The organism is Micromonospora sp. WMMA1949 (genome assembly GCF_027460145.1).
In the GTDB taxonomy this organism is placed as follows: domain Bacteria; phylum Actinomycetota; class Actinomycetes; order Mycobacteriales; family Micromonosporaceae; genus Micromonospora.
Map to the genome: position 1 here is coordinate 2,445,864 of NZ_JAPZBG010000001.1, position 15,340 is coordinate 2,461,203.

The following is a 15,340-nucleotide window of genomic DNA, read 5'->3' on the forward strand; positions in this document are numbered from 1 at the left end:
GTGTCATCCATGGCGGGTGAACCGGACACAAACTCCTTGATCAACGGGCTGAGGGTGGGCTGGGCGAGGGCGGGCGGGTCAGGGTTTGGGCGGGCGGCGGTTCTGGGTGGGGCTGCCCTGGATCGCCTCCCAGACGCTTCGACCTGCCTGCCGGAGCGCCTGTCCGGCCTGTCCCGCCAGCTGCGCCGCCTCGGCTGCGGCGCTCGCCGGCTGGCCGGTTCGCTCCGAACCGCGGCCCTTCTCGCCGGACCGGTCGGCCGACGAGCCCGCGCCGGCGCCCGGCTCCGAGCCGGCAGCGCGCTCGGACTTCGCCTTGCTCTCCCGCCCGGCACCAGGCGGCGGTGGCGGCTCAGTCCGCCCGGCGCCAGGGGCCGGTGAGCCAGTGGGCGATGGTGACGGCTCCGGCGGCCGGGCACCTCCTGCCGGTGACGGCTTCGGCCGATCGCCACCAGCCGGTGGGGACTCCGTCCGGGCCGGGCGCTGGGGCGGCTCGGGTGCCTCGATCGGGCCGGACACCGCCGGACCCGCCCGATCGACCACCTCACCGGCCGCCGGCGCCGCTCGATTGACCGCCGCAGGAGCGGTGCGCTCGACCACCTCACCGGCCGCGGCCACCGTACGCCCGGTCTGGTCCACGACCGGCGCGGCGAGCCGGTGCACGTCGTCCAGGGCGACCCCGGCCGAGCGGGCCAGCGCGTCGATCAGCTGCGGGTTGCGGTCGATGGTGGTCAGCGCCCGGTCGAGGATCTGCACCAGCTTCTCCAGCCGCACCTTGAGCAGCGCCTCGGCGCGCACCCCGGTGATGTCCAGCTCGACGCCTTCCAGGTGCACCCGGACCCCGGCATCGAGTTGGAGCAGGTTGGCCAGCCGGGCGCGCAGCGACAGGTCGGCGTCGAGCCCGTCCACCGCGAGCCGGATCTCGTCGACGGTCAACTCCGGGACGTCGAGCAGGACGTCCGGCTCCGACTCGGGATCGACCGGCTTGGCGGGCGGCTCGTAGCCGGGGTCCGGCACTGGTTCGGTGGCTCGCCTGTCGCTCATGCGCTCCGCTCTCCCATCGGTCCGGTCGGCGGCGCTTACCCGCTTTCCGGTACGGCATCCGTCACCCGCCCTGCCGGGCCTTGCGCCGAGCGCCTGTCCCGCCACTCAGTGTTGTCGGGAACCGGTGTTCCCGGTGTCCGGAAGCGGGCGGAACGGAAGCTGCGCACCGAGACATGAGCCGGTATGGTCCGGACCTATGGGACAGGAGATGGCCGATCCGGATGAGGTCCGGCAGGAATCCGACCGGTTCTCCCTCCGCAGCAATCTGCTCGCCCCGGCGTCCGCCGAGCGGGCGTACGCCGTGTTCACCGAAGCGCTCGCCGACTGGTGGGTGCGGGAGTACACCTGGTCCGGCCCGGAGGCGCTCGCCGCGATCGGCATCGAGCCCCGGGCGGGCGGCATGCTCTACGAGATCGGGCCGTACGGCTTTCGCAACGACTGGGGTCGCGTGCTGACCTGGGATCCGCCCCGGCGCCTGGTCTTCACCTGGCAGATCGGCCCGGACCGGGTGCCGGTGCCCGATCCGGCACGGGCCAGTGAGGTGGAGGTCCTGTTCCACGCCGACGGTCCGGAACAGACCCGGGTGGACGTCGAGCACCGTTACTTCGACCGGCACGGCACGGCGGCCGAGGGCTACCGCGAGGCGCTCACCGCGGGCTGGCACGAACTGCTCTGCCGCTACCTGGCGACCGTCGCCCGCACCGCCGCCTGACCGCGCCGAGGCGAGCGCCCGGGCCGGCAGGCCCCGCGGGCCCGGTCAGCCGCCGATGCCGGGCGCCGCGCCGGTTCCTCCCACGCCGGGGCCGCCGAGGTCGGCCCGGCGGCCGGCGTCCGCGCCGGAACCGAAGCCGCCGCCCGCCAGCCGTCGTCGCGGGGCGGTGCGCAACCGGGGGTACGCCTCGGCGACCCGGCGCTGGACGCGATCGGATCGGTCGGTCAGCACCAGTGCGGTCGAGGGTCCACCCGACTCCGCCACCGCCTTGCTCTCGGCCGCGCGCAGTCGTTCCGCGACGACGTACGCGAAGCCGGCCAGCCAGGTACGCCGGAACGCCGCCGGGTGCTCCCCGGCCGGTACGGCAGCACCTGCCAGCCCGTGCGCGGCCTGCACCAGCAGCGAGGTGAACAGCAGCTCGACCCGTTCCAGGTCGCTGGCGAAGCCGAACATGTGCATGACGAAGCCGTTGCCCTCGCGGCGGCGTACGCATCGGCAGCGCAACGGTTCGGCGACCGACGCGAGCAGGCCGGCCTTGTCCCGGGCGTACGGCGCGACCACCTCGACGGTCCGGTCGCCCACCGGGTCGGAGGCCGGGTCGCGTGCGGCGAGCAGCGCCCGGTCGACGCCGTAGCGGGCGATCAGCTCGGTGGCCTTGGCCATGAAGGCGGCCGACTCGGCGGGCGTGCAGGCCGGGTCCTCGGCCTGGGCGAGCAGCTTGCGCACCTTGCTGAGCATCGCCTCGGACATGCACCCACAGCTACCACAGCCGGGGCGTTGTGCCACGCGGCGGGGTTCAGTCCGACCGGCTGCGCAGCGTGGCGATTGTCGATCCGGCGAGGGTGAGCAGGCAGTCGGGCAGCAGGCCGTCGGCGGCCGCCGCCCCGAACAGCGCCTCGCCGGTGTCGGCGTCGTCGTTGGCGCACGCGCTGACGAAGCGGGCCACCCAGCGGGTGTCGTAGTCGGCCTGGTCGATGCCGGGGAAGTCGAGGGCGGCCCCGCCGGCCGGTGCGTCGTCGCCGAGCATGGTGGCGGCGAGGCACCACGCCACTCCGTACGCCCCGGCGAGGCCGGAGCGGTCCACCACCGCGTCGAAGGTGCCCACCACGCCTGCGCCGTCCCCGGCGAGGGCCGAACGGAGCACGGCGGTCGCGTCGTCGAGCGTCTGCTGTGCTTCGTCGTTCACCCGCGGAACAGTATCGCCGGGGGTCAAGCCGTGACCCGCGAACAGCACTTTGACCACGCAGAGTGATACCCGCAGTCGGGGTGCCGACGGAGCCGACTCCACAGTCCCGCCTGCCGCGCGAGCACGCTAAGGTGCGCAGCGGACCTTCGCCGGAGGAAGGACGACCATGCTGAGAACACGCACGTCGCGCGCTGCCCTGTCCATGGCTTGCGCGGCGCTTCTGCTCGCCACGAGCGCTTGCGGGAGCGACGAGCCGGAGGAAACGCCTGCCACCCAGGTTCGCCTCTACGGCACCGACGGCAACATGCTCAATTCGTACCCCACGGAGCTCAAGGACCGGGCGGACCTGGTGAACGGGATGAAGGGCACGACGCCCCTCACTCCGCTGGCCGACAGCTTCAAGGAGCGACTACTCGCCGTAGACCCGAAGCTGGGTGACTTCCTCTACTCCGCCGAGTCGTACGACGCGGTCGTGATCAGCGCGCTGGCCGCCCAGCTCGCCGGCACCACGGCGCCGGCCGAGATCGCCGAGCAGATCGTCGGGGTGACCACCGGCGGCGAGCGCTGCGACGACGTGTCGGCCTGCCTGGAGCTCGCCCGCGCCGGCCGTGACATCGAGTACCGGGGCGTGTCGCTGACCCGCGCCGGGTTCACCGACACCGGCGAGCCGGCCACCGCGAGCTACGGCACCATGCACTTCGACAACCAGAAGATCGACGACAGCAAGACCGAGTTCGTCGGTGCCGGTGAGGAGTCCGGGGCGAGCACCAAGACCCCGCCGCGTGGTCGCAAGCTGCGCGACGGGAAGGCGAAGGACGCCCCGCTGGTCCTCGGCGGGCTGCTGCCGAAGACCGGTGACCTGGCGCTGGCCAACCCGCCGCTGGCCGCCGGCGCGGCACTCGCGATCCGGGAGGTCAACGCCGCCGGTGGGGTGCTCGGTGAGCCGGTGAAGTGGATCGAGGGCGACGACGGCACCAACCCCGAGGTCGCCAAGGCCACCGTCGCCTCGCACGTCAGCAAGGGCGTCCACGTCATCATCGGCGCGGGCGGCTCCGGCATCTCGCGGGCCGTGCTGCCCGACGTGGTGGCCGCCGGCCGGATCCTGTTCTCCCCGTCGAACACCGACGCGGGGCTGAGCGCGGTGGACGACAAGGGCCTGTACTTCCGTACCGCCCCGCCGGACAGCCTCCAGGGTCGCGCGCTGGCCGACGTGATGCTCCGGGACGGGCCGCGCAAGATCGCCATCCTGGCCCGTAAGGACTCGTACGGCGAGGGCCTCCAGGAGAACGTCCGCTCGGAGCTGGAGAAGGCCGGCATCGGCGCGGACCGGATCAAGCTGCTGACCTACGAGCCGCCGGCCGACCCGAAGACGCCTGTCGACTTCAGCGGCACCGCCAAGGAGATCAAGGCGTTCGGGCCGGAGGCGCTGCTGCTCATCGGCTTCGCCGAGTCCGCGCCGGCGATCACCGCGCTGGACGACGCGGGAGTCGACATCAAGAACTGACGCGTACCGACGCGAAGGGCCGCACCGGGAACACCGGTGCGGCCCTCGTCGTCCGGCTCAGCGGGCCCGGCGCCGGTCCAGGAACTCGGTCATCCGCCGGTGCTTCTCCTCGTCCTCGAAGAGCACCGCCTGGCTCAGCAGGTCGAGCTGCGGGTGCGCGGCCGCCGGGGCGTCCACCGCCATCTTGGTCAGCCGCAGCGCCAGCGCGGAACCCTTCGCCATCTCGTCGAGCAGGCCGTGCGCGGTGGGCAGCAGCTCCGCCGGGTCGGCGACCACCCGGTTCACCAGCCCGATCCGCAGCGCCTCCTCGGCGTCCACCCGCCGGCCGGTGAACAGCAGTTCCTTGGCCCGGGCCTCACCGATCAGCGCCGGCAGCCGGTAGGTCGCGCCGGCGCCGGCCAGGATGCCCAGCCGCACCTCGGGCTGGCCGAACACCGCGCGGTCCGTGCACACCCGGAGATCGCAGGCGTACGCCAGCTCGGCGCCACCGCCCAGCGCCGGCCCGTCGACGGCGGCCACCGTGGGCATCGGCAGGGCCCGGATCCGGGCGAAGACGCCCTGGTTGATGGCGGCCAACGCGTCCAGCCGGCCGCGCTCGCGGAGCTGGGCGATGTCGGCGCCCCCGGCGAAGATGCCCGCCGTCCCGCCGGTGAGCAACAGCAGCCGGGGACGCGCCTCCAGGTCGGCGCAGACCGCGTGCAGCTCACCCACCAGGTCGGCGTCGATCGCGTTGCGCTTCTCCGGCCGGTCCAGCGTGACCACCAGCCGGTCCGGCAGTTCCTCGATCCGCAGCCCCTTCATTGCTTGACACCGTCCTTCCAGGTGTAGAACCCCTGGCCCGCCTTCTTGCCGAGCTTTCCGGCGGCGACCATCTCGACCAGCAGCGGCGGCGGCGCGAAACGGTCGCCGTACGCGGCCTGGAGCGTGCGCGCGATGTCGAGCCGCACGTCCAGCCCGACCAGGTCGGTCAGCTCCAGCGGGCCGATCGGGTGCCGGTAGCCGAGCACCATCGCCTTGTCGATGTCGGCCGGGCTCGCCACCTCGTCGGCCACCATCCGGATCGCCTCCAGGCCGAGCGTGACGCCGAGGCGGGAGGTGGCGAAGCCGGGCATGTCGCGTACGACGACGGGGTCCTTGCCCAGCCGGGCGGCGAGCGCGACGGCCGCCTCGGTGGTCTCCGGCGCGGTGGCCGGGCCGACCACGACCTCGAGCAGCGCCATCGCCCACACCGGATTGAAGAAGTGCAACCCGACGAAGCCGGCGGGCCGGTCCAGCCCGGCGGCCAGTTCGGCGATCGGGATGCTGGACGTGTTGCTGCCCAGCAGCACCGGCCGGCGGCTCTCCGCCTCGCGCAGGACGGCGCGCTTGAGGTCGAGCCGCTCGGGCACCGCCTCCACGATCACGTCGGCGCCCTCGGCCACCTCGGCGAGCCCGGCCCGGAGCGTGACGCGCGCACGGTTGGCGGCGGCGGCCTCCTCGGTCAGCTTGCCGCGCCGCACCCCCCGGTCCCAGAGTTCGCCGAGCCGGCGCAGGGCCTCGGCGCCCCGGGCGGGGTCGACCTCGACCAGTTCGACCGCGTACCCGGCGCCGGCCGCCACGTACGCGATGCCGAGCCCCATGGTGCCGGCCCCGACGACCACAAAACGACCACTCATCGGTGTCCCCTCGCCGCGGCGGGGGCGCGCGGGGTCTCCGCCGCCGGGCCCGTCCGCTCGCTCGTTCCTGCGTGCGACCCTATGCAGGGCCGGGCCGCCGGGATGCGTGGGGGCGGAGCGGACGGGGTAAGGACGGCCGTCAACGCCGAAGGAAGGAACGAGATGAGCCAGGCACCGGAGAGCGCGGAGAACACCGAGACGGTCGAGACCCGCGGCGACGAGCGGGTGGACCTGCTCCGCGCGGACACCAACAACGACGGCAAGACCGACGTGTGGGTGGTGGACACCGACGGCGACGGCAAGGCCGACCTGTTCCAGTTCGACACCGACGGTGACGGCAAGGTGGACATCACCATGGTGGACATCGACGAGGACGGCACGCCGGACGAGGTGGTCGACGGCGACGGCGGGCTGCCCCCGGAGCAGACCACCCCCACCGTCCAGGTCTGAGCATGTAAGGAAGGGCCCCTTCTTAACGCGTAGGTGCTTGAAAGGGGCCCTTCCTAACGTCGCAGCTCCAGCGTGGCGAGGTAGTAGGGATGGTCGGTGTCGTCCACGTCGGCCAGTCGCCACGGAGAGCCGTCAACCAGCTCGGCGAACTCCTCCGGCGAGCAGACCAGGTAGTCGAACCACTCGGTGCCGAGCAGCCGGTAGCGCAACCGCAGCCGCAGCTGCCCGCCGAGCCGGCCCCGCTGCCGGTTGCGCTCGTGATAGGCGGTGTGCACCGGGTCGGTGGTCCCGTACGGGTCGGTGCCGTGGGCGATCACCCGCGCGCCGGGGCGGGCCAGCGCGGCGAGCGCGGCGAGCATCGCCGGGGCGCGTTCCCGCCCCTCGAACAGTCCCAGGTTGTTGCCGAGCAGCAGGAACGTGTCGTACCGGTGGCCGTCGGCGGCGTGCTCGTCGATGGTGCCGTGCACCAGGTCGCGTACGCCCCGGTGCCGGCTGACCCGCAGCGCGCCGATGGACGTGTCCAGCCCGGTGACCGGTATACCCCGGTCCTGGAGGTGCAGCGCGATCCGGCCGGCGCCGACGCCGACGTCGAGCACGTGCCCGCGTACCCGGTCCACGGCCCTGTGGTCGTGCGGCTGCCACCGCTGCGGCGGGTCCAGGTAGTGCCCGGCGGGCGCGCCGTTGATCAGCCCGTCGTCGCGCTCGATGATCTCGATGACCGGGCGGGGCAGGCGACCGCCGGCCATCGGGCGCGGTCCGATCCCGGTGGCGACCGCGTACGCGTCGCGGATCATCTCGCCGAACACGTCGCCGATCTCGGGTTCCCCGGTCATGTGAGCACGCTATCCGGCGGTCGGCGGCGCCGTGGCGGCCGTATCCTTGGCGGCGTGACCGACCTGGACCGCCTGGCGGCGGAGAAGTACGTCCTGCTCACCACGTTCCGCAAGGACGGCCGGGCGGTGCCGACTCCGGTGTGGGCGGTACGCGACGGCGACGGGCTGGCGGTGTGGACGGTGGCCGACTCCGGCAAGGTGAAGCGCATCCGGCGCGACGGCCGGGTCACCGTGGCGCCGTGCGACGTACGCGGCCGGCCGCACGGCGAGGCGGTGCCGGGTCACGCGACGATCGCCGACCCGGAGAGCACGAACCGGGTCCGGGGGCTGCTCAAGCAGAAGTACCGGCTGATCGGGCGGCTGAGCCTGCTCGGTAGCCGGCTGCGCCGGGGCGAGCGCGGCACGGTGGGGCTGCGGATCGTGCTGGACGGACCGGGCTCCGGACACGACTAAGGGCGGCGCCGTGACGGCACCGCCCTTGATCGGAACGCCGGAGAACGCCGGTTCGTCAGTCTCCCTGGCGCTGCTGGGGGATCTGCCCCTGCAGCAGGGCCCGAACCTCCGACTCGCGGTAGCGGCGGTGGCCACCAAGGGTCCGGATGGCACTGAGCTTGCCAGCCTTCGCCCACCGGGTCACCGTCTTCGGGTCGACACGGAACATCGACGCCACCTCGGCCGGTGTGAGTAGCGGCTCAGGTTCGTGCGTTCGCGATGCCATCGGGGTCACTCCTCCACATGTATAGACATCGGCCGGGGTCCCGCCGGCCGACGCGTCTCCCATGGTCCGGCTAGTCCCCGATGTCCGACATGGGCCGAACGGCTGAAGGTCCCTAGACGGACGGATGAACCATGCCCGATTTTTACTACTTTTATGCTGCAGAAAGTACCTTATTCGGACTCATGATCACGGTTCGTGACGCATCAGCTACGAGACACTCTCGTGTCCAAGGCCACTTAGCGGGGCAAACCGGGCGTCAGTTGCAGCGCTCCAGCAGCTGCACCGCGCGCCAGCGGGCGACCAGCTTGTCGTACGCGGCGGACGCCTCCTCGGCCTCGCCCCGGCCCAGTCCGGACAGTCCGGTGGCCACCAGATCGGTCGAGTCGTCGGCCTCGAGCGTCTCGTCCGGCAGAAGTTGCACCAGACCGCCGTAGTCCAGTTCGACCACCGAACGCGGGTGGAACTCCTCCAGCCACCGGGCCGCCTCCTCGACCGCCTCGGTGATCGGCGCCTCCCCGATCGACTTGCGCAGCACCGACAGCGCGCGCGACGCCCGGCGGCGCGCCTTGGAGATCTCGGTGCGGTAGCGCAGCGCCCGCCGCTCCGGCTCGGTCACCAGATGCCGCTCGCCGGCCTCGAACAGCACGAACCAGCGCAGCGGCACTCCCCAGGTGGCGATCTGCTCATGCACCCGGGGCACCCCGTGCTCCAGCACCCGGGCCCCGCTGCGCCAGTCCTCCACCACGGCCCTCGCCTGCCCGGCGAGCACCGGCGGCACGAACGCGTCGGCGAGTACCGAGGGCACGCCGTCGCGGGCGCTCAGCGCCGCCTCGGCGACCCGGATACGCAGGTTCCAGGGGCAGACCAGCAACGCGTCGTCGGACTCCAGGACGTACGCCTCGTCGGGCAGGTCCGGCAGCCGGGTCCAGCCGGCGCCGAGCGCCTCGATCACCGCGGTCCGCTGCCGCACCGGACCCTCCAGCGGAGCGATCGCGCGGCCCTCGCTGACGTACCGGCGCCAGTACGACTGCCGGTCCCGGTCGAAGGCGGTGAGCGGCTCGTACACGCGCAGGTATGAAGCGAAGAGCGACGGCACGGCGCGATCCTCCCACGAGACGGGACCGCCCGTCGCCGCCCTCGGGCCCGTGGCGTGACATGCGCGACAGTACGGTTCGGGCCGATATTAGGCTCTACGACACCGGCAGCATCCCGCCGGCGTGCCACCCGGGTTCCGCGCCCCACAAGGGCGCACACCGACACAGGAGTCAGCCATGGGCGTATTCGCCAGTACCGACGACCCCGTCTCCACGGGGCATGAGCAGGTCGTCTTCTGCCAGGACAAGCAGTCCGGCCTGAAAGCGATCATCGGGATCTACTCGACCGCGCTGGGCCCCGCGCTCGGCGGCACCCGGTTCTACCCGTACGCCAGCGAGGCCGACGCCCTCGCCGACGTGCTCGACCTCTCGCGCGGCATGGCCTACAAGAACGCCCTGGCGAACCTCGACCTCGGTGGTGGCAAGGCGGTCATCTGGGGTGACCCCGAGCAGATCAAGAGCGAAGCGCTGCTGCGCGCGTACGGCCGCTTCGTCGAGTCGCTGAACGGCCGCTACTACACCGCCTGCGACGTGGGCACCTACGTGGCGGACATGGACGTGATCGCCCGCGAGACCCGCTACGTGACCGGCCGCAGCGTGGAGCACGGCGGCGCCGGGGACTCCTCGATCCTCACCGCCTGGGGCGTGTTCCAGGGCATGCGGGCGGCAGCCGAGCACGTCTGGGGCAGCCCGACGCTGGCCGGCCGGCGGGTCGGCGTGGCCGGGCTGGGCAAGGTCGGCAAGTACCTGACCGCACACCTGCTCGACGACGGCGCCGAGGTCGTGGCGACCGACGTCAACCCGCGCGCCCAGGAGTGGGCGCGCACCACCCACCCGCAGGTCACCCTGGTCGACGACACCGAGGCGCTGGTCAGCTCCGACATCGACGTGTACGCGCCGTGCGCGCTCGGCGGCGCGCTGAACGACGACACCGTGCCGGTGCTGCGGGCGAAGGTTGTCACCGGGGCGGCGAACAACCAGCTCGCCCACCCGGGCATCGAGAAGGTGCTGGCCGACCGGGGCATCCTCTACACGCCGGACTACGTGGTGAACGCGGGCGGCGTGATCCAGGTCGCCGACGAGATCGAGGGCTTCAACTTCGACCGCGCCAAGCTGCGCGCGACCCGGATCTTCGACACCACCCGGCAGATCCTCCAGCTCGCCGACGACGAGGGCGTGCCGCCGGCGGTCGCCGCGGACCGGCTCGCCGAGCGGCGGATGGCCGAGGTCGGCCGGCTGCGGACGATCCATCTGCGGTGAAGCTCACCTCCGGGGGCGGAGCGGCGCTCCACCCCCGGAGGCCGCGCGCGTTAAGCTGAATCTCGGGCTTGTTCGTACGCATTTGTCCGGTGTCACGGCCAGCCCCGGGCCTTACCCCTTACCCGGTACACTTTGTGACGGCGGGACCACAGCGACGCGCAGGTCCAGCCGACGGTGACCCGAGGTGCCGAACGATGGCATCCCCATGTACCGTAAGAGCCACGAGAGATGCCTGACGTCATCGGGGCCCGCCTTCGGGCTGCCCCGCATTCTGTGCGAGGGGGTCGAGCCATGGGGCGCGGCCGTGCTAAGGCCAAGCAGACGAAGGTGGCCCGGGAGTTGAAGTACCACTCCCCGAACACCGACCTAACCGCCTTGCAGCGCGAACTGGCGGGTAGTGGTAAGTCTGAGCACAACTTCGACGACGACTACAAAGAGTATGTCGACGACGATGACGAGGACCACGCGGACGACGACCCGGACACCTGGGCTCGTCCGACCCGCTGACCTCCGGTCACATCTGAGCACGCGGCAACCCCCGCGTGCTCACGCATGTGCTCTGCTGAGCCGGCTCACGACCGACGATCAGGGACCTGCCGGCGCTCCGGGCGTCCGCTCCGACGCGCCGGCAGGTCCTTGATCGCGGAACCGTCCCCTCAGCGCGGCCGGTTGTTCCAGTTGTAGAACGTCGGGATGTTCTCGAAGTGGTTCCACGCGCACACCGCGTTGGCGCCGTCGCCTCCCGGCACCTCCGCCCGCAGCAGCCGCGCCGCCTCCGCCTCACGGAGCAGAGCGGTAAGCCCCGCAGCGGCGTCCCGCACCCGGTCGGCAACCGCCTCCCGGTCGGTGTCACTGATGGTCTCGGGCATGCTCCAACACTCCCTCCAGTAGGCGGATCTTGCTGTTGCGGCAGTGCTCGGTCTCCGTACCGTCGAAACGCCCCAGCTCGAAGTAACGGTTGGCGGCGTGCCCACCGCCACAGAACCCGAAGTACGCGCAGGACGTCCGGCACGCCTCCACGCCGGTGAGGAACTCGTCCACCCACGGTGTGCCGGCCGCGCCGGCGAGGATGTCGCCCAGCGGCGTGGTGAGCACGTTTCCGCTGGCGAAGTCGCCGTACCGGGCGTCGGTGAAGCCGGCCAGCTCGGGCGAGAGCACCACCACCGAGCCGTCGTGCCCGACCGTCGGGATCGGGTCGAGACTGCGGGGCAGCAGGTCGTCCGCGGTGCCGGCCAGCACCGCGCCCGCGTACCGCAGCGACCACTCCACCTCACGCAGGTGAATCCGGGGATCCCGGCGCCAGGCCGCGACCAACTCCGCCCAGAACCCGGTGACCGCGCCCTCGTCGCGCGCGTTCGTCCGCGTGTTGACGCCTTCGGTCTCCTCGATGTTGACGCCGAGCACGTCGCAGCCCAGGTCGAGGAAGTAGTCGTACAGCTCGGTCGCCAGGCCCGGCTCCGGCCGCGAAACCACCGCGAGCGCCGAGAAGGGCAGGCCGTGGCGGCGCAGCGCCGCCACACCCGCCACGATCCGGTCGTACGCGGGCCGCCCGCCCCGGGTGACCCGCTCGCCGTTGCGCGCCCGTGGCCCGTCCACGCTGACGCTGACCCGCACCCCGTGCTCGGCGAAGAACGCGCACCAGGCGTCGTCGATCAGCGTGGCGTTCGTCTGCACGTGGTGCTCGACGTCCGGCCCGAACGGCGCCAGCAGCGCGGCCAGGTGCTCCCGGCCGGCCGCGAGCGGCTCGCCACCGTGCCAGACCACGGAGAAGCGACCGCCCGCCGCCCACGGGTTCACCGACGCCGCCACCGCCTCGGCGACGGCCACCGGCATCCGCCTGTCGGCCGCCCGGAAGGGGAGGTAGCAGTAGGCGCAGTCGAGGTTGCACAGCGTCGTCGGCTGCATCACCACGTACGACGGGACGGCGGCGATGCCCCGCATCCCTTCGGGCGCGCGCGCAGCCATCAGCACCTCCCCCGCCTGCCTGAAAACCGAACCTCCAGGCTAGGCCGCGGCGACCGCTCGGGTGAACCCCCGATCACGTGCCCGGCCGATCGGCGCAGGGTGATCAGCCTCGGGTGTGCTGTCCGACCATCTGCACGTTGCCGGACCCCTCGATGATCTCGCCGGCCTGCCAGGCGTCCACGCCCCGGCCGGTCAGGGTGGCCAGCGCGCGGTCGGCGTCCTCGGCGGAGACGATGGCGAACATGCCGACGCCCATGTTGAACGTCGCCTCCATCTCCGGGTCCTCGATCCGGCCCTTGGACTGGATCAGGTCGAAGATCGGCTGCGGCTTCCAGGTGGAGCGGTTGACCACGGCGTCGACGTTCTCGGGCAGCACCCGGACCAGGTTGCCGGGGATGCCGCCGCCGGTGACGTGGGCCAGCGCCCGCACCTCGGCCTCGGCGATCAGCTTGAGGCAGTCCTGCGCGTAGATCTTGGTCGGGGTGAGCAGCTCCTCGCCGAGCGTCCGCTGGCGGCCGAAGTCGTCGATCACCACGTCCAGCCGCATCCGGCCGGCGCCGAGCAGCACGTGCCGGACCAGGGAGTAGCCGTTGGAGTGCAGGCCGGACGAGCGCATCGCGATCACGACGTCGCCCACCTCGACCCGCTCCGGGCTGAGGATCTCGCTCTCCTCCACCACACCGACGCCGGTGGCCGAGATGTCGTACTCGTCGGGGCGCAGCACGCCCGGGTGCTCGGCGGTCTCGCCACCCAGCAGCGCGCAGCCGGCGTACCGGCAGCCGTCCGCGATGCCGGCGCCGATCTCGGCGACCTTGTCCGGTACGACCTCGCCGGTGGCGATGTAGTCGAGGAGGAACAGCGGCTCGGCGCCGCAGGCCACCAGGTCGTCGACGACCATGGCGACCAGGTCGATGCCGACCGTGTCGTGGATGTCGAGCTGCTGGGCGATCACCAGCTTGGTGCCCACGCCGTCGGTCGAGGACGCCAGGATCGGGTTCTTGTACTTCTTCGTGTCCAGCCGGAACAGGCCGGCGAAGCCGCCCAGGTCACCCATGACCTCGGGGCGCCGGGTCTCCTTGACCTTGGACTTGAGCAGCTCGACGGCGCGGTCGCCCGCCTCGATCGACACCCCGGCGTCGGCGTACGAGACCGAGCGTTTGCGCTGCGTCCGGCCGGACCCCGCCGACCAGGGCTGGCGGTCGCCGCCGGCGCCCGTCGGGCTGGATCCTGCGCCGCTGCGCTCGGACACGTGCGTCACGGTTCTCCCCTTTGTGGTTCCCGCGAGCCCGGAGCGGCCGGACCCGCGTCGGTGGTGCTACGGGTGATGGGTCGGTGTGGCGACGAGCGGACCGGTCGGCCCGGTCGCCTCTGCGGCGACCCGGCGTCCCACTCCTTCGAGCACGTGCTTGCCGATCAGGTTCCCGGCCGGCAGTTCGATCGGGTACTCCCCATCGAAGCACGCCCGGCAGAGCCGGCTCTTCGGCTGCTCGGTCGCGGCGATGAGACCGGGCAGCGATACGTAACCGAGCGAGTCGGCGCCGATGGACCGCCGGATGCCCTCGTTGTCCAGCCCGTTCGCGAGCAGCTCGGCGCGGGTGGCGAAGTCGATGCCGTAGAAACAGGGCCAGCTGACCGGCGGCGAGGAGATCCGGACGTGGACCTCCAGTGCGCCCGCCTCGCGCAGCAGCCGGACGATCGCCCGCTGGGTGGTGCCCCGCACGATCGAGTCGTCCACCACGACCAGACGCTTGCCGCGGACGTTCTGCCGCAGCGGGTTCAGCTTCAGCCGGACGCCGAGCGCGCGCAGCGTCTGCGAGGGCTGGATGAACGTGCGCCCGACGTACGGGTTCTTCATCAGGCCCTGGCCGTAGGTGATGCCGGATTCCTCGGCGTAGCCGATCGCGGCCGGCGTGCCGGACTCCGGCACCGGGATCACCAGGTCGGCCTCGACCGGGTGCTCCTTGGCGAGCTGGCGGCCGATCTGCACCCGCGCGGCGTGCACGTTGCGGCCGGCGATGGTGGCGTCCGGCCGGGCGATGTACACGTACTCGAAGAGACAGCCCTTGGGCTCGGGCGAGGCGAACCGGCTGGACCGCAGCCCGTTCTCGTCGATGGCGATCAGCTCGCCCGGCTCGACCTCGCGGACCACGCTCGCGCCGACGATGTCCAGCGCGGCGGTCTCGCTCGCCACCACCCAGCCGCGTTCGAGCCGGCCGAGCACCAACGGGCGTACGCCGTGCGCGTCACGCGCCGCGTAGAGCGTCGACTCGTCCATGAAGACGAAGCTGAACGCGCCACGCAGCTGCGGCAGCACCTCGAGCGCGGCCGCCTCGACCGACAGGTCGGGCCGGCTCGCCAGCAGCATGGTGACCAGTGAGGTGTCGTTCGTCGAGCCGTCGGAGTCGAGCCCGCGCACGGCGGCCTCGCGCTGCAACTCGGCGGTGTTTACGAGGTTGCCGTTGTGCGCCAGCGCGATCGTGGTGCCGGCACTCGTGGCCCGGATGGTCGGCTGGGCGTTCTCCCAGGTCGAGCCGCCGGTGGTGGAGTAGCGCGCGTGCCCGATCGCGACGTGCCCGCGCAGGCTCGCCAGCGTCGGCTCGTCGAACACCTGGGCGACCAGGCCGAGGTCCTTGTAGACCACGACACCGGAACCGTCGCTGACCGCGATGCCCGCGGCCTCCTGACCCCGGTGCTGGAGGGCGTAGAGCCCGAAGTAGGTGAGGTTGGCGACCTCTTCACCCGGCGCCCAGACGCCGAAGACGCCGCACGCGTCCTGTGGGCCGGGTCGCTGGGGGTCAAGGTCGTGGCTCAGCCGGCCATCGCCTCGGGGCACCTGCCGCTCCCTCGCAGTGGGGTCTGGACTGGCCTGGCGGAGTCAGGGGGGCAGCTCCGCACGCATGGGCCGGGACCGTCGTCGGCTCT

At 72.2% G+C, this 15,340-nt stretch carries 18 protein-coding genes; 6 read left to right on the forward strand and 12 right to left on the reverse strand.

All coding sequences use genetic code 11. The features are described from left to right. Positions 1-78 precede the first annotated feature (78 nt). Positions 79-1,041: a hypothetical protein gene (locus O7607_RS11510; RefSeq protein ID WP_269703054.1), complete on the reverse strand. Its 963-nt coding sequence runs from the start codon at positions 1,039-1,041 to the stop codon at positions 79-81. A 196-nt stretch (positions 1,042-1,237) separates the two neighbouring features. Here O7607_RS11510 and O7607_RS11515 point away from each other — a divergent pair, with 196 nt between their 5' ends. Further along, entirely contained in the window at positions 1,238-1,753 is a 516-nt protein-coding gene (locus O7607_RS11515; RefSeq protein WP_269703056.1) for an SRPBCC family protein, read from the forward strand. Between the two features lie 45 nt (positions 1,754-1,798). On the opposite strand, the gene O7607_RS11520 is transcribed toward O7607_RS11515, so the two are convergent. After that, positions 1,799-2,503 (reverse strand): DUF2786 domain-containing protein, encoded by a 705-nt coding sequence (locus tag O7607_RS11520; protein ID WP_269703058.1) that lies wholly within the window; start codon positions 2,501-2,503, stop codon positions 1,799-1,801. A 46-nt stretch (positions 2,504-2,549) separates the two neighbouring features. Further along, positions 2,550-2,939, reverse strand: a complete 390-nt coding sequence (locus O7607_RS11525) for a hypothetical protein (protein WP_043327529.1) — start codon at positions 2,937-2,939, stop codon at positions 2,550-2,552. Positions 2,940-3,105: 166 nt separating this feature from the next. Between O7607_RS11525 and O7607_RS11530 the strand changes: the two genes are divergently transcribed. Next, positions 3,106-4,443, forward strand: coding sequence for an ABC transporter substrate-binding protein (locus O7607_RS11530; protein WP_269703061.1), 1,338 nt, complete (start codon positions 3,106-3,108; stop codon positions 4,441-4,443). A gap of 57 nt (positions 4,444-4,500) precedes the next feature. Here O7607_RS11530 and O7607_RS11535 read toward each other — a convergent pair whose 3' ends face one another. Together O7607_RS11535 and O7607_RS11540 are read right to left on the reverse strand one after the other, a co-directional pair. Continuing rightward, positions 4,501-5,244 (reverse strand): enoyl-CoA hydratase/isomerase family protein, encoded by a 744-nt coding sequence (locus tag O7607_RS11535; protein WP_269703062.1) that lies wholly within the window; start codon positions 5,242-5,244, stop codon positions 4,501-4,503. Then, the gene (locus O7607_RS11540; protein WP_269703063.1) at positions 5,241-6,098 is read right to left on the reverse strand and encodes a 3-hydroxyacyl-CoA dehydrogenase family protein; all 858 of its coding nucleotides are present in this window, start codon (positions 6,096-6,098) and stop codon (positions 5,241-5,243) included. The genes O7607_RS11535 and O7607_RS11540 overlap by 4 nt, the downstream gene beginning before the upstream one ends. A 162-nt stretch (positions 6,099-6,260) precedes the next feature. Between O7607_RS11540 and O7607_RS11545 the strand changes: the two genes are divergently transcribed. Further along, a complete protein-coding gene (locus tag O7607_RS11545) occupies positions 6,261-6,548 on the forward strand; it encodes a hypothetical protein (RefSeq protein ID WP_043327533.1) in 288 nt (95 codons plus the stop codon). Positions 6,549-6,601: 53 nt separating this feature from the next. On the opposite strand, the gene O7607_RS11550 is transcribed toward O7607_RS11545, so the two are convergent. After that, positions 6,602-7,381, reverse strand: a complete 780-nt coding sequence (locus tag O7607_RS11550) for a class I SAM-dependent methyltransferase (protein WP_269703064.1) — start codon at positions 7,379-7,381, stop codon at positions 6,602-6,604. A gap of 54 nt (positions 7,382-7,435) precedes the next feature. Between O7607_RS11550 and O7607_RS11555 the strand changes: the two genes are divergently transcribed. Further along, on the forward strand, positions 7,436-7,834 hold the full coding sequence (locus tag O7607_RS11555; RefSeq protein ID WP_269703065.1) for a PPOX class F420-dependent oxidoreductase: 399 nt from the start codon (positions 7,436-7,438) through the stop codon (positions 7,832-7,834). 55 nt (positions 7,835-7,889) lie between these two features. Here the strand turns inward: O7607_RS11555 and O7607_RS11560 are convergent, their stop codons facing one another. Together O7607_RS11560 and O7607_RS11565 are read right to left on the reverse strand one after the other, a co-directional pair. Further along, positions 7,890-8,099, reverse strand: coding sequence for a BldC family transcriptional regulator (locus O7607_RS11560; RefSeq protein ID WP_007073996.1), 210 nt, complete (start codon positions 8,097-8,099; stop codon positions 7,890-7,892). Positions 8,100-8,355: 256 nt separating this feature from the next. After that, positions 8,356-9,195: a hypothetical protein gene (locus O7607_RS11565; protein WP_269703066.1), complete on the reverse strand. Its 840-nt coding sequence runs from the start codon at positions 9,193-9,195 to the stop codon at positions 8,356-8,358. 175 nt (positions 9,196-9,370) lie between these two features. Here O7607_RS11565 and O7607_RS11570 point away from each other — a divergent pair, with 175 nt between their 5' ends. Next, positions 9,371-10,453, forward strand: a complete 1,083-nt coding sequence (locus tag O7607_RS11570; RefSeq protein ID WP_269703067.1) for a Leu/Phe/Val dehydrogenase — start codon at positions 9,371-9,373, stop codon at positions 10,451-10,453. Between the two features lie 291 nt (positions 10,454-10,744). After that, the gene (locus tag O7607_RS11575; RefSeq protein ID WP_013283429.1) at positions 10,745-10,960 is read left to right on the forward strand and encodes a DUF3073 domain-containing protein; all 216 of its coding nucleotides are present in this window, start codon (positions 10,745-10,747) and stop codon (positions 10,958-10,960) included. Between the two features lie 149 nt (positions 10,961-11,109). Here O7607_RS11575 and amcA read toward each other — a convergent pair whose 3' ends face one another. The 4 genes from amcA to purF all read right to left on the reverse strand — a co-directional run bounded on the left by amcA (position 11,110) and on the right by purF (position 15,251). Next, a complete protein-coding gene (amcA, locus tag O7607_RS11580) occupies positions 11,110-11,322 on the reverse strand; it encodes a multiple cyclophane-containing RiPP AmcA (RefSeq protein ID WP_269703069.1) in 213 nt (70 codons plus the stop codon). Then, positions 11,303-12,394: a cyclophane-forming radical SAM peptide maturase AmcB gene (gene amcB, locus O7607_RS11585; protein WP_269706946.1), complete on the reverse strand. Its 1,092-nt coding sequence runs from the start codon at positions 12,392-12,394 to the stop codon at positions 11,303-11,305. The genes amcA and amcB overlap by 20 nt, the downstream gene beginning before the upstream one ends. Before the next feature lie 127 nt (positions 12,395-12,521). Further along, positions 12,522-13,676 carry a phosphoribosylformylglycinamidine cyclo-ligase gene (gene purM / locus O7607_RS11590; RefSeq protein WP_120572279.1) on the reverse strand — a complete coding sequence of 385 codons (1,155 nt, stop codon included), beginning with the start codon at positions 13,674-13,676 and terminating at the stop codon, positions 12,522-12,524. A 57-nt stretch (positions 13,677-13,733) separates the two neighbouring features. Next, a complete protein-coding gene (gene purF / locus O7607_RS11595; protein ID WP_269703073.1) occupies positions 13,734-15,251 on the reverse strand; it encodes an amidophosphoribosyltransferase in 1,518 nt (505 codons plus the stop codon). Positions 15,252-15,340: the final 89 nt, after the last annotated feature.